This is a genomic window from Colwellia sp. MB02u-9 (genome assembly GCF_014077085.1).
In the GTDB taxonomy this organism is placed as follows: domain Bacteria; phylum Pseudomonadota; class Gammaproteobacteria; order Enterobacterales; family Alteromonadaceae; genus Cognaticolwellia.
On sequence record NZ_JACGVF010000099.1, the window covers coordinates 188,867 to 203,549 of the forward strand.

9 protein-coding genes, 1 other RNA gene and 1 pseudogene are annotated in these 14,683 nt (G+C 38.5%); 6 read left to right on the forward strand and 5 right to left on the reverse strand.

Annotated features, from left to right (window positions below):
* Window positions 1-20 precede the first annotated feature (20 nt).
* The 5 genes from tyrR to H4J65_RS15795 all read left to right on the forward strand — a co-directional run bounded on the left by tyrR (window position 21) and on the right by H4J65_RS15795 (window position 5,552).
* A complete protein-coding gene (gene tyrR / locus H4J65_RS15775; RefSeq protein WP_182198771.1) occupies window positions 21-1,571 on the forward strand; it encodes a transcriptional regulator TyrR in 1,551 nt (516 codons plus the stop codon).
* A gap of 51 nt (window positions 1,572-1,622) precedes the next feature.
* On the forward strand, window positions 1,623-2,261 hold the full coding sequence (maiA, locus tag H4J65_RS15780) for a maleylacetoacetate isomerase (protein WP_182136975.1): 639 nt from the start codon (window positions 1,623-1,625) through the stop codon (window positions 2,259-2,261).
* 91 nt (window positions 2,262-2,352) lie between these two features.
* The gene (locus tag H4J65_RS15785; protein ID WP_182185017.1) at window positions 2,353-3,213 is read left to right on the forward strand and encodes a DUF3014 domain-containing protein; all 861 of its coding nucleotides are present in this window, start codon (window positions 2,353-2,355) and stop codon (window positions 3,211-3,213) included.
* A gap of 704 nt (window positions 3,214-3,917) precedes the next feature.
* Window positions 3,918-4,014: signal recognition particle sRNA small type (gene ffs, locus H4J65_RS15790), an RNA gene on the forward strand.
* A gap of 980 nt (window positions 4,015-4,994) precedes the next feature.
* Window positions 4,995-5,552, forward strand: a complete 558-nt coding sequence (locus tag H4J65_RS15795; protein WP_182198772.1) for an NAD/FAD-utilizing enzyme — start codon at window positions 4,995-4,997, stop codon at window positions 5,550-5,552.
* A 586-nt stretch (window positions 5,553-6,138) separates the two neighbouring features.
* On the opposite strand, the gene H4J65_RS15800 is transcribed toward H4J65_RS15795, so the two are convergent.
* The 4 genes from H4J65_RS15800 to H4J65_RS15815 all read right to left on the reverse strand — a co-directional run bounded on the left by H4J65_RS15800 (window position 6,139) and on the right by H4J65_RS15815 (window position 9,828).
* Window positions 6,139-7,968, reverse strand: a complete 1,830-nt coding sequence (locus H4J65_RS15800) for an SLC13 family permease (protein ID WP_182136971.1) — start codon at window positions 7,966-7,968, stop codon at window positions 6,139-6,141.
* An 83-nt stretch (window positions 7,969-8,051) separates the two neighbouring features.
* Window positions 8,052-8,312 (reverse strand): late competence development ComFB family protein, encoded by a 261-nt coding sequence (locus H4J65_RS15805; protein WP_182136970.1) that lies wholly within the window; start codon window positions 8,310-8,312, stop codon window positions 8,052-8,054.
* 121 nt (window positions 8,313-8,433) lie between these two features.
* Window positions 8,434-9,036 carry a primosomal replication protein PriC gene (gene priC, locus H4J65_RS15810; RefSeq protein WP_182198773.1) on the reverse strand — a complete coding sequence of 201 codons (603 nt, stop codon included), beginning with the start codon at window positions 9,034-9,036 and terminating at the stop codon, window positions 8,434-8,436.
* 12 nt (window positions 9,037-9,048) lie between these two features.
* Window positions 9,049-9,828, reverse strand: a complete 780-nt coding sequence (locus H4J65_RS15815; RefSeq protein ID WP_182198820.1) for a TSUP family transporter — start codon at window positions 9,826-9,828, stop codon at window positions 9,049-9,051.
* A gap of 830 nt (window positions 9,829-10,658) precedes the next feature.
* Here H4J65_RS15815 and H4J65_RS15820 point away from each other — a divergent pair.
* The gene (locus tag H4J65_RS15820) at window positions 10,659-13,460 is read left to right on the forward strand and encodes a TonB-dependent receptor (protein ID WP_182185018.1); all 2,802 of its coding nucleotides are present in this window, start codon (window positions 10,659-10,661) and stop codon (window positions 13,458-13,460) included.
* Window positions 13,461-13,688: 228 nt separating this feature from the next.
* Here H4J65_RS15820 and H4J65_RS15825 read toward each other — a convergent pair.
* Window positions 13,689-14,539: pseudogene (locus H4J65_RS15825) on the reverse strand (IS1595 family transposase).
* Between the last annotated feature and the right edge of the window lie 144 nt (window positions 14,540-14,683).

Genomic DNA, 14,683 nt, shown 5'->3' on the forward strand with positions numbered 1-14,683 from the left:
TGTTTGCTTGAGGTTATTAAATGCGTTTAGAAATTGGTTGCAAGGACCGAGTTGGTATTGCGCAAAGTGTATTAGCAATATTTGTTGAACGTGGGATCGACCTACGTGGTATCGAGTTAAAACAACCAGGGAAAATTTTTATTAACATCCCTGATTTAGAGTTTTCAGAGCTGCAAAGTTTCATGCCGCAATTGCGATTAATAGATGGCGTTATTGATGTTAAAACAACACCTTATATGCCGTCTGAGCGTGAAAGAAATGAATTTGAAACCTTAGTTAAAACCTTTCCAGACCCTTTTATATCGATTGATAATAATGGCCAAATTCGTGTGGTTAATAATATTGCTGCGCAAATAATGTGTAGCTCGCTTGAGCATATTATTGGTGAGTATATTGGACAATGGCTAAAAGGTTTTAATTTTACCCGCTGGTTTGGCAGTGCAGAAGTGCTGGCCCAAACTCGCCGTGTTAAATTTCAAGAAGGTGACTTTGTCGCCGACATTATTCCTATTCACATTGCTGAAGGTGACGGCAGGCAAGTACTGGCGGGTGCAGTACTGATATTAAAATCAGAAGCGAGATTAGGTCAACAAATTAGCGCCTTTAAAAAAGCCAATGAAAATGATTTTAACGGCATCCAGTCTAACAGCAGTTCAATGCGTAAATTGATACGCGAAGCAAAGCGTATGGCCTTGCTCGACTCTTCTATGCTGATTGTGGGTGAAACAGGATCAGGTAAGGAGTTATTAGCTCGCGCTTGTCACGCGGCCAGTGATCGCAAGGATAAGCCTTTTATGACCTTAAGTTGTGCAGCATTACCTGACGATGCTGCAGAAACAGAATTATTTGGCTCTGGTGCTGCTGGAGAAGCAAAAAGTAAAAAAGGTATATTCGAATCAGCAGACGGCGGCACTATATTTTTCGATGAAGTAGGCGAGATGTCAGCCAAATTACAAACTAAAGTGCTGCGGGTCATTCAAGATGGCACTTTTAGACGCATTGATGACGAAAAAGAAATCAAAGTTAATGTCCGTATTATTGGTTCAACCAACCGCGACTTACTTAATATGGTTTCTCTTGGAGAGTTTAGAGAAGACTTATATTATCGTTTAAATGTTTTGGGGCTTAATATTCCATCTTTGCGTGAGCGACGTTCAGATATTGTGCCTTTAGCGGAACTTTTTGTCGCTAAATTTGGTCAACGTGTTGGCAAGACTCATGTTTCTTTCGATAAAGAATGTCTTGAGTTTATTGAACACTATCCTTGGCCTGGTAATGTTAGACAACTAGAAAATGTGCTGATTCGAGCTGTATCCTTAATTGACGGCAATATTATTACAACCTCGCACTTGCATTTACCTGCGTATACGCGCGAGCATGGTTATCTTGAGCAAGATTTTGAAGGTACTTTGGATGCGGCAGTGAAAAATTTTGAAGCCGATTTGCTGCGTAAACTTTATCCTGCTTATCCAAGTACGCGACAATTAGCCAAAAAATTAGGACTGAGTCACACGGCCATTGCCAACAAATTACGTGACTACGATATCAATAAAAAAACGGTTAAAATTTAACGTTAACTGACCAATATTGGTTTTACTGCAAAAGCTATTTGAGTATTAGATATGAAATTATATGGTTATTGGCGCTCATCCGCTGCGTATAGAGTAAGAATTGCTATGCACTTAAAGGGGCTGACATTTGAATCAGTTCCCGTGCATTTAGTTAAAGATGGTGGCGAGCAGCATAAAAAAGCTTACACTGAATTAAACCCAACACATTTAGTGCCCACCTTGATTGATGATGATGTTATTTTGCATCAGTCGATTGCCATTGTTGAGTACCTAGATGATAAATATCCGTCGGTGGCTATTTATCCTGAAAATATTGTGGCTAAAGCAAAAGTAAAGGCGCTTGCACTTGATGTTGCCTGTGAAATGCATCCGGTTAATAATTTACGCGTACAACAATACCTAGTTAATCATTTTTCACTACCAGAAAGTGATAAACTTATTTGGAGTCATCATTGGATGAATGTAGGTTTTTTGGCTGTTGAGCAGCAGTTAAAAGTAAACTCAGGAAAATATTGTTTTGGCGATATCATTACTATGGCCGATATTTGCTTAGTGCCTCAAGTATATAACGCCTATCGATTTAATCTTGATATGAGTGAATTTCCAAATATTTGTCGGGTGGCTGAAAATTGTAATCAACATGCGGCCTTTATTGCCGCTTTGCCTGAGAATCAGGCGGATGCACAGTAACGTGCAATGTTTTTGAAAATTTATTATTTACTATGCCATTACTTAAACCAATTCATTAATACAATGGGTATTACATAAATTTAAGGTTATTATGTCAACTAAAAATACTGAACAAAAACAAACGCCTTGGGCCATTATTGCAGTAATTATTGCTACTGTTATCGCCTTGGTTATCTATTTCTACGTGATTGCAGCAGATGAAGATAACAGTAGTGATACCGTCGCTACTACTGCCGTTGCACCCGTTCAAACACCCGTGCTTGAGCCTGAAATTACACCTGAGTTAATTGAACCAGAAATTACCACAGAGCAGGTTGAAGAAGAGATTATTGAGCTTGAGCCTGAAATTTTATTACCAACATTAGACGAAAGTGACACTTGGTTTAGTACTAAATTGCCGACGTTAACTTGGCGCAAAGAATTACTGAAACTGGTCGTTACAGAAGATATAATCCGCCGGTTTGTGGTATTTACTGATAATTTCAGCCAAGGTACCTTAGCTTATGAGCACACACCATTAATTACACCGAGTGAAAAATTTACTGCGCTAGAAGAACCCACAGACAACGGCATTAAATTGCAGTGGGATGAAAGTAGCACTCGTCGTTTTAGCAACTACGTTGATCTTTTACGCTCAATGGACAGCGAAACGCTAGTTCAATGGTATGTTGAACTTAAGCCGTTAATTGATCAAGCTTATGGTGAGTTAGGTTACCCTGAACAAGATTTTACCGAAGTATTACACAATGCTATAACCAAGGTTTTAGATATGGAAATCCCTAAAACCCAGCCTGAGTTAGAGCGCCTTAGCGTTATGTATAAATATAAAGATTCATCGCTAGAGTCTTTAGATGACGCAGAAAAACTATTGCTAAGACTAGGTAAAGAAAACTTACTTGTGATCAAGTCAGTGTTGTTAGAAATTAACGAAAAGCTAGCAAGATCGCGTTAAGTACTGGTTAAGTATTAAATGAATCTGTTAATCAAACCAAGATTACCTGCGTGTATAACAACCCGCGATTATGCTCTTGTAAGATGATTCGCCAGTCAAGCAGTGGTGCGCTGTAGTTTGAAAATTACTGCAGCGTTGCCACAACATGAAACGTTTATTATTGCGGTGGCCCCTCAGCCCTTAAATTTTGCGAGGTGCTGGCATCGCGGTTATTTTTTCATTAAATATCAAGCTGTGACTTCTTGCTAAGGGCAGTATCTATCACTGGCCAATAAAGTGGTTATTGACAGCCTTCGTGTTGAACGTAACTTAAGCATAAGCATAGCCATGGTGTTTTTAGCCAAATAGTTGAAAAATTTAAAGAGAATAAGCAATTTATTTTAGCGTTTGCACTAGAAGAAACTCGCGGTAAAACATACCGAGTGGAGAACTGTATTTTTGCATATTGCCAAGCAAGCGAATGTGCTAGTGGTACTCTTAAGTTTTGATTTGATTAAAAAGGAAGTGCGACTTCATCCTGCAGTCGTTATAACGAACGATATAAATCAAGCGTTAATCGAATTTACGCAAGTTTTCACTGATGTTTGTGCAAAAAATCCGCAAGCAGTCTGAATTTAGTAACTAGCGCTTGCAACCAAGCCATTGATTAGCCATAATTCGCGCCGTGTTAGAAGATATTCTTTTTAACGCCTCTATGGTGACCCTTTTGGTCCCTCCGCAATGATACTCTGTGAACTCGGCCAGGTCCGGAAGGAAGCAACCGCAGCAGACGACTCATGTGCCGGAGTGTGGCTATTAGGGTTGCCACCACTATTTTTATCAATGACTTACACCAGAAAAGCGCAACGGCTACAATTGGTGCAGCAACGAAGTCAGCTATAATCCCTCATTTGTAATCTTGTAATCTTGTAATAGTATTCTTTTATCAAAATAACCCTGTTTGTACATTGTTAAGCATAGCTTAGAAAAAGCAGCTTCAATTAGTTATCAGCGATTATATATTTTTTCTCTATCCGCACCATCCGCAACAGCACAACATACTATCATCTCGTTAAGCACTGTATTACTCATCAAAATTAAGCCAAAATTTAACAGGCCAGATTGCAACAAAATTACCTTGTGCCGAAGTAGAACTCTTGATCCAAAATAGCAAAGTGGACGCTAATGGAAACCTTATTCCTTGCCAATATTCCTTAAGGTTTTTATACCAACAGACTGCCCCTTCGACTACTCCATCAGACAAGTCCTCAGTAATGGTAACTAACTAAATTTGATGACTTAAAAAATGAATACTGCAAAATGCTCTAGACCAAGCCCTAAAACAAGCACAAGCCCAATAGTAATTAGGGGATAGTGACGGCAGTTCAATGGAAGTAATACCAAGTTGATTAATTATCTGCTCATTTTTAATGGTTAAAATGAACAACATCGTCGTTATAAAATTGATAAGGTGAATAGCTACTGACTAAATTTAATGCTTTATATTTATCCATTCTCCCTCATAAAAAAGCTGATCACTTAATTAAATTAGTATAAAAAAATTTACGACAAGAAGATTAACACCCTAGCGTTAAAAACCTATGTTCCAAAACAAGACCTTAACAAATCTATTGCCAATACAAAGCTTAAATATTTTATCTTCACTGCCAGAAGGTCTTTTAAAAATCGCTGCTATACTTCAACACGTAGTAGGCTTAGTTGTGGGGTTTAGCCGGTTTATCATTAGTTATACGCTAGCTATAAATAGCAACTTTATACATCCTATTTTAGGTGGAACAATTATGATCAGACACTTTTACGTTACAGCAGACATTGACGAAGTTGAAGAAGTTGAAAAAGAGCTCAAGTCACAAGGTTTTACTGATTCACAAATTCATGTGCTGAGTGAAAATGATACTGAGGTTGAAACCCATGATTTACATGCAGTAGAGTCTGTATTGAAACAAGATGTTGTCCATTCAACAAAAGTTGGTGCTATTTATGGCGTTATTGGCGCTATTATCACTCTCTTGATTTCATATACTATGGGCTGGACAGAATCTACTGTGGGTTGGATACCCTTTATTTTCTTGTCTATTATTATACTTGGTTTTTGTACTTGGGAGGGCGGCCTTATCGGCATTCAAACACCCAATATCAATTTTGTACAGTTTAAGGAAATGTTGCATGAAGGTAAGTATATTTTGTTTGTTGATGTCGACCCTGAACAAGAAATGGCAATAGCTTCAGTGATGAAGATGCATCCAAATATTCAAGTGGCAGGGATAGGGGAAGGCGCTCCTCATTGGGTGGTAAGAGCCCAGGATAAATTTAAACGTTTTATGAAAGTTATGCCTTAATTTAGCGAATAATGATATTACTAGGTAACGATAGCAGTAGTTAAAGTTATAAAAGTTATAAAAGTTAAGCTAGCACTATATGAGTGAAAACAGAAAAAAGTATTTACATGATGACGTTTTAGCGAAAAATAATAGCTCAAACCCTTAGTTTATCAATGAGTCTATACCGGTAACAACATCTGCGTTATACGTTTTCGTAAAGAATAAAATAGCAAGTTTGACTTATATTTCAAATACAGCCAGTGATAATTTTTGTACATTACCACTGAGCCCCATCACTGAATAACATCGATGCTGATCACTTTTAGCTAACATGCTAGTTACTAAAACCTCTTATCAATTATTTATCTTTAGTTTCACGATAGTTTTGATGACAATCGTTATTAATCTCTTTGAAACTCACTGGGCGTTCAGTGTAAGAGGGAGGTGGCTTTTATATTTTCTCAGCTAACCAGAAGAAATTTTAGCCGCAATTAAGGGGATTCTGGGTAAAGGTAATAGGGCTATAAAGTTACCTTGTGAGGCAAAATATCAATCAAATGGCAACTTGGCGTAAACTTATGCTTAACCCTCACCCTCACCAAGATTATAAATACAACCAATTTAATAACAGAGAGAGTGTTACCCACATCAGTAGAATCAGCGGAATACCAATACGCATAAAGTCAGAAAATTTATAGCCACCGGCATTCATCACCAATAAGTTAGTTTTATAAGCCATAGGTGTGGCATAGCTCAAGTTAGCACCGAATAACACCGCTAAGATAAATGGCTCAGGTGAAAGGTTTAATTGGCTAGCCACGGAAATAGCAATAGGTGTACCAATAACGGCTGCAGCATTGTTAGAAACAATATTAGTTAATATGGCTAATAACAACATTAACGCGGCTAAAATTCCGCCTGGTGGTAAACCAAAAGATAAGGCGACAAAAACCTGGGCTATATATTCTGCGCCTCCGGTTATCATCATTGCAGAGCCTAAAGCTAAAGAGGCGGCAACAATTAAAATAACTTGGGTACTAAGCGCAGATGCAGCTTCTTGCCAATCTAAGCATTTAGTCACCAACAGTATCAGCACCCCACATACTGAACTAATTTCAATGGGTAAAATACCCAGTGCCGACGAAACAACCACGGCGAGTAATGTGCCTAAAGCCAATGGGGCTTTTTTTGTTTGTGGCAACGATTCTGCCCCATCGATTATTAACAGACCGGGTTTGGATTTTAATAAACTTATTTGCTCGGTTTCTCCTTGCACAAGTAATACATCACCAATCTGCAAGCGACTGTTTCCTATACCATTAGCACCAATTTCCATGGCTTTACCTGCTCTGTGCAATGCCACTACCGTTATGGCATGTTTACGAATGAAATTGGCCTGTTGTAAGGTGCGACCTTCAAGACCAGAGCCAGCGATGATGACAATTTCAGCCAAGGTTTGTTTTTCAGCTTTTAATGGATGCTCGTCGTCAACTTTATGCAAGCCAGAAAATAAAGTGGCTCCTAATACTGTTTCATATTCTTTTAGACGATCGGGGTAGTCATGAACCTTTAACCGGTCCCCAACAACAAGCAAAGTATCGGGTAAAGGGATAATATTTCGATTTTCGGGCCCTCGCTGGATACTCTCAATTTTTATTTGGCCATCAGTTAAGGCGATTATTTCGGTGATGGTTTTTTCGTTAACAAGACTGTTTTCGTTTATATTGAGGTAAGCACTAAATATACGTGGCGACGTATCAGGCATTGATGGTGCTCTACGGGGTAAAAGTCTTGGCGCAATTAGCCATAAGTAGAGTACAGCAACGACTGAAGCCATCAGTGCCGGTTTAGCAAAGTCAAATAGCCCAAATTCAGCTGCGCCCATATTTTTTGCAATACTAACCACCAGAAGGTTTGTTGAGGTGCCTATCGTTGTTGCCATTCCGCCGACTAAGGTGGCTAACCCCATAGGTAACAACATGGGTGATGAGTCTGTTTTAGTGCGTAACGACACGCTGATCAAAATAGGCAGTAATAAAACTACCACAGGGGTATTGTTAATAAAGGCACTTAACCCGCCTGCTAAAATAAGTGTGATCAATAAAGATAGTGTGGGACTTATTTTCCACAACTTGGCCAGGTATCGGCCAATAGGCTCCAAGGCTCCGGTGCGCACAATGCCATGACCAATAATCATCAAGGAACAGACAGTAACCAAAGCCTCATGACCAAAACCAAAGAACAAGGAGCTTGGCTCAAAGTGTTTGCCATCGCTATAAAATGGAAAAACAGCAAACATCACACTTAAAATTGCTATAACAGCAAGTGAGGAGGTTTCTAAGGGAGTATCTTCTCGACGAAATAAATACAATGCCAATACCGTTATCAATAAAACTGCTAAGGCATGATTATTAGGAAGCTCTGGAATATTCAAAGGCTTTACCAAGTTGATTTAATTGTTTAGTTTTTAGATCTCGCCCTGACTTGGTCGAATTTTATCAGTTATTCATTAACAAACTAAGTATGTTCTTTCATAAATTCTAATGCTTTTGCTACCGCTACTTTGACATCGCTTTCCATTTCAAAACGCTCAGATGCGGGTAAATAAAAGGCCATATCAACTTCATGGCGGATATAGCGGGTGGGTAATTGGTTTAACACCACGCAAACTAAATCGGCTATAAACTCAGCATCATAGCTTTCTTCTAATTTTAACGTAGCAAAGTGCTGATCCACTAATTTTTCATAGTAGTTGTGAATATCATCAGAAATTTTCATGTCGGCGTCACTTAATTTAATAACTATATTTTCAAGCGTAATGCTAGTGTAATGAAAACACCAACTTTTTATGCCTTTAGATTGATTTTTATCAAAAAAGTTAATGGCAGTAAGCTGTTAGTTAAAATTTTTCAGCTTGGGCTATTTCACGCTCTAATTTAGATATGGCTTGACGACACCGACCAAGGCGTTGGTGTAGCGCAAGAATTTCTTCGGTAAATTGCTTTGCTTGTGTCGCTGATGTGTTGTGGCCTTGTCGTTCACGCACTTGGATCATTTCTACTAATCGACGTTCAAACTCAAAGGTTTCATTAAGCTTTTTATGTAAGTTGTGACTCGATTGCATTACCGCTTGAGCCGCTTTTTTATAACGACGGGCTTTTATGGCAACAAGCCTTTGAGTTGGCTCTTTATGTAGCGCACTATTTGAATTCAATGCGTTACGCAACGCCGATATTTGCTGTTCTAATATCAGTAAACGGCTGTGTGCAAGTGCATTCTTGTTAGCTGATAGTAATCGAGACAATTCATTAGTTTTATTTTTTACTTCAACAATATAAGGGTGGAACTGATCGCTATGGGTGAGGAATAATGCTTCAGAAAAAATATCATTTTCTTGAATTATTTTATGTGATTTAGACTGCTTATTTTTTTGATCAACTTGCAGAGCTTGCTCGTTAAGTTGATCAAGAATGGCGTGAATTTTATTAATTGCACTTTGCATAAGTAACCTTTCTTAGCTCAACCAAGCTTGGTAGCCCAAGTTAACAGACATTAAAATGACCACAGTAATAAATACTGGGCGGATAAACTTACTACCAAATTTAATCGCCCAATGAGCGCCTACCCACGCACCTAGCATCATAAATATTCCCATAGAAATGCCTAAGACAAAGTTAACATGGCCAAGATAGATAAAGGTTAATAAGCTAAAAAAGTTACTGACAAAATTGGTGGAGCGGGCTAAGCCAGAACTTAAAAGAATATCGATCTTATATATTGCATTAGACGAGCTTACCCAAAATGCCCCTGTACCTGGGCCTGCAAAACCATCATAAAATCCTAGTATTAAGCCTTGTACAACTTGCTTGAATTTAATCGACATGGTTTTTAACGGCAAACCCTGTATGTCACTAGTAACTGAACTTGAAAGTAAGGTATATATCGCGGTCATCACTATGAGTACTGGGATGTACTTATCTAAAAATTCGACGGATAAAAAATTAACCATTATGGTGCCTAAAACAGCACCAATGGCGGTAGCAATAATAGCAAATCGCCAATATCTAGGGCTAAAAAGTCTTTTACGATAGAAGGCAAATGATGCGGTGAATGAACCAAAAGACGCAGCAAGTTTGTTGGTGCCCAAGGCAACATGTGGTGGCAAGCCTGACGTTAGTAATGTTGGAACTGTTAGCATTCCGCCGCCACCGGCGATTGCATCAATTAGCCCTGCAACAAAGCCGACACTACATAAGGTTATCCATAAACTCATGTCTAGGACGGGATCAATAATCATAGGGTTTATTGCATATAAAATTTAGCGCTAACTATACCACAGTGAAAGCTTGATTTGATTGCCCTTTATTTTTCAATTTTTCACGTGTGAAATCAGTTTTCAATTAATGTGTACTAATTAAACCTAACTTAGAGATTTTGCATATGCGGTTAATGAGTTGTGGTACTAATAATTTAGGCGCTGTTATAACCTTAAATACGAATATTCCACCTAGTTATAACTAGTAATACAATAGTGCCTCAGCATTGCTTGAACTCAGTTACAAAATAAATCCCAATAAAAAAATAGCAAAACGTTTCATTTTGTTTACAGTAATTATTTTTTTATTAAGTGATTGTAATTATTAGTTTATCTTAATTAACTGGTTATTCTTTTATATCGTTCAAAAGATTTTATTTTTTAAATGCAGTTCTTCAGTTTATATTATCATTTAACTTTATCCATTGTTTTATATAGTTTAATTTTCATATGGAACTAGGTTGTTGTGATGTATTAGTGTTTATTTATGTAAGTTTCACTCGGGATGACATTTTATTGTTTTTAGTCAGTATTGTTCAGGTATTTTGCTGTGTTTAGTTGTTGACCTAATCTAAAGTCAATAAACGTAACCGTTTGTATTGACCTGGCAACTAAATTGCAACAATATTGTATTGACCTGTTAACTTAATTATTACAATATTGGGTTCGATGTCTTAGCTGACATATCAGGTTTACGACCCAAAAGAGCAAATTAGGTCTGTAACCAAAAGACCAAAAACAATTCAAAAATAGGCAAAATAGCCTTGAATTTAAACACTAATATCACGAAAGTGGTCCAGGGAGTATTTATGTACAACAATAGCAAAGTCGCTAAAGCAGTGCGCATCGCCATGATCTTTGGTGCCGGTGCAGCTGCAGCAATTTCAGCACCTGCATTTGCAGCTGAAGATGAATCAGCTGAAAGCGTAGAGCGCATTGAAGTAACAGGTTCTCGCATTAAGCGTGCTGATATGGAAGGTGCAAATCCTGTCCAAGTTATCACTCGCCAAGACCTTGTTGCATCAGGTATTTCTAATATGGGTGATATCTTGCAAGAAATTCCATCGGTAGCTGGTGCGGGAACTAACACAGCGATCAATAACGGTGGTTCAGGTGCTATTCGCGTATCATTACGTGGTTTAGGCTCTGAACGTACTCTAGTTCTTCTAAACGGTCGCCGTATGGTAGCTTCAGGTACTGGTGCAGACAGTTCAGTTGATTTAAGTACTATTCCTACTGCGATTGTTAAGCGTGTTGAAGTTTTAAAAGATGGCGCGTCAGCTATCTATGGTTCGGATGCGATTGGTGGTGTTGTAAACATTATTACGCGTGATGACTTTGAAGGCTTCGAATTCAATGCGGGTTACGATATCGGCACTGAAGAGTCAGATGGCGAAACCAAGAATATCGATTTAACTATTGGCTTTTCTGGTGATAAAGGTAATGCGGTTGTAAACGCATACTATGTTCAGCAGGGCGCACAATGGTCTGGAGATCGTGATTGGTCTAAATTCGATTATGGTATGGAAGATGATGGTTCATTAACACCAGGTGGCTCTTCAGCTACACCATGGGGTCGTTTCCGTGGTTTTGATGAAGACGCTGACGGCTGTACAGATTTCACTCATGGTGCAGCTAATGGACCAGGTCAATCTGATCCATCAGATCACCGTACTGCCGGTTATGACTGTTTTGGTGGTACCGATTTATACAATTTCGCACCAGCAAATTATCATTTAACACCTGCAGAGCGCTACGGTGTTTTTGCATCGGGTTCATATGAACTTAATGATAGTGTTCGCGTATTTACGGAGTTAAGCTTTAACCGTCGTACATCAGATATTAAATTAGCACCATTACCTTTAGCTCCATTAGCATTCTTTGGTTATTCTGCTCCTTACACTGCCGATAACTACTACAACCAGACTGTAGGTCCAAAAAATGGTGCAGGCGAAAGTCAAGATATAGCTGATTGGCGTCGACGTATGGTTGAAACTGGCGGTCGTGATTCTACCTACCGTATTGAAACTGTACGTGCAATGTTTGGCATTGATGGCGAATTTGATAATGGCTGGGGCTGGGAAGCTAGCTACATCTTTGGTTCAAATGACTCTGCAACCTCCGCACAAGGTGGTGTAAACTTTGAGAAAGTAGCATTAGCGGTAGGCCCGTCATTTTTAGATGATACTGGAAGTGTAATTTGTGGCACGGTAGATGCGCCAATTGCCGGTTGTGTATCGTTGAATGTTTTTGGTGTTCCAGGTACAGACAGTGAAGTTTCTCAAGAAATGTTAGATTATATTACTTTTGAAGCACATGATCTTGGCTCTAATGAACAGCAAATTATGTCAGCAAGTATTTTTGGTGATGCATTTGAATTACCAGCAGGTACTGTTGGTTTTGCCGCTGGTATTGAACATCGTGAAGAAAAAGGTGCAGATTATCCTGACGCGCTTATCGCTTTAGGTATCACGTCGGGTTCATCGCGTACATCAACAGAAGGTAGCTACGAAGTAGATGAAGTATTCCTTGAAACCAATGTTCCACTATTAAATGGTGTTGTTGGCGCTGAAATATTAGAAGTTGATTTAGCGGTTCGTTACTCTGACTACAATACGTTTGGTGATACTACTAACCACAAAATTGGTGTTCGTTGGGTTCCATTCGATGGTCTAATGGTACGTGGTACATCTTCAACAGCATTCCGAGCTCCTTCTACATCTGATTTGTTCGCTGGTTCTTCAGACAACAGTCCAGAAGTCGTAGACCCATGTTTTACTAACCCAACAGCGTTCTGTATTGCTAACGGTGTTCCTGCCGCTGGTTTTGTGCCAATTGGTGACCAATTATCTTCAACGCGTGGTGGTAATCAAGATCTTCAACCTGAAGAAGCTGATATCTTTACCGCTGGTGTTGTGTACAGTCCTGATTTTGCTGAAGATTTATCACTAACGTTAGATTACTGGGACATCAAGATTACTAGTGCAATTAGTACGTTAGGTGAGCAGTTAATTCTTACAAGTTGTGCAAAAAGTGGCGAATATTGTGACAAAATCACTCGTTTCGGCGTTGATAGCCCACTTTACGGTAACTCAATTGATATTGATGACCGTACAACAAACGTTGGTGGTGTTGACTCATCAGGTTACGACTTTAACGTTCGTTACTCTACAGACCTTGAAGGCGGTACAATAACTTTCAACGTAGACACGACTTACTATGATACATATGATATTACACAAGCCAATGGCGCCGTAATTGAAAATGCTGGTTACTTCTACCGTAATAGTGGTGATGGTAACTTTCCTAAGTGGAAAACTAATGCTGATGTTCGATATACAAGCGATGATTGGTCTGCAGCTTGGTCAGTTCGTTATATAGGTGATGTTAAAGAGACGTTTGGTGAAGGATTCCGTACGATTGATAAGCAAATCATTAATGATGCTCGCTTTAGCTACTTCATGGATAACATGACTGCATCTATTGGTTTAAATAACGTATTTGATGAAGATCCACCGTATGCAGATACTGGTTTTAACGATAATACTGATCCTCGTACTTATAACACTCAAGGTCGTCATGTATACGTTACTTTAGGATTATCTTTCTAAGATAATTTTTAAATTAAGTAAAGCTAAAAAGCCATTGAGTCGGACTCAATGGCTTTTTTATTTACTTTATCAGGTAGTTTAAACAGCACCAATTGGACAGTAATTTAATGCAATTGGTATAAGTCTGTTCAGTGCACTCTTAGCACACTACAACCTCGGTATTTATCTTTCTGTTTTTCTTTTATTTTCGACAACCAACCAATAGATAAACATGCCTATGCAATTGGCTCAGGTCGATTTCATCGTCGAATGAATTATTGCTAAATTTAACAATCGATTTGGTATCTGTTTTTCGATAAAACGTCGATTGAAGCGATAACAGAACTCATCTAAGTATTCTTGCAGGTATTTCCTTGATACTCCATGTAATGTACCTAACAAAAATATTTTTAAATTACCCATGGCGATGTGTACCCACGGTAGCCATTCATCAACTAAATTACAGGCTTCGTAGTCTTGTGTTTGGTCAATAATAGTCAGTGCGGGCAATGCATCTGAAGGAATTTTTTGAACTTGTTTAAGTGCTTTTTGACAAATTTTTCTACGCTAAAATGACAAATACTATCGACTACTGCCATAGCAATAAATCCTGTTTTTTTATCTTTGCTTTCACAGGCGATAACACATTATTTCTTCCTGCTGCGCCACGACCACACTTGCCTTTTTGTCTGCTACCAACTAGCGCAGCATCTAGCTCTATTGTGCCACTTAATTGATACAAACTATGCTCTATACCCTATAGCCGTTCTAAGTTTCTTTACAATAAGTCTAGCGTTGCGCCAATTGATTTCTATTAATTTACTTCCCTTTTCTGAGCCAAGAAAATAGATAACAAAAAACCACTGAATCAAGGTGATTTTACTGTCATGAAAAAGTGTTCCCGCCATGACGGATGTTTGCTTTTTACATTGCGTACATTCGTATAAATGGCGATTTGTTATTGCATAGTGATGGGCATTACCACAACGAGGACAAATAAAACTATCTGGCTATTTTATTTGTTGTAAGTATTTCAAGCAATCGTCTTCGGTATTAAACTGTTTCTGCCAAGCTAAAAATATGGCTTCTGGCATATTCAGGGTAATGGCTACCTACACATTGTGTTTATATATACGCTATTGTTCCATCCTAAGTTATCTGCATAGACATGTTTTTTTATTCTTTTATACCTTCCAAAATATTATTCTTTTAAATGTTGGCTCTCTTAACAAAATTATTAAAAT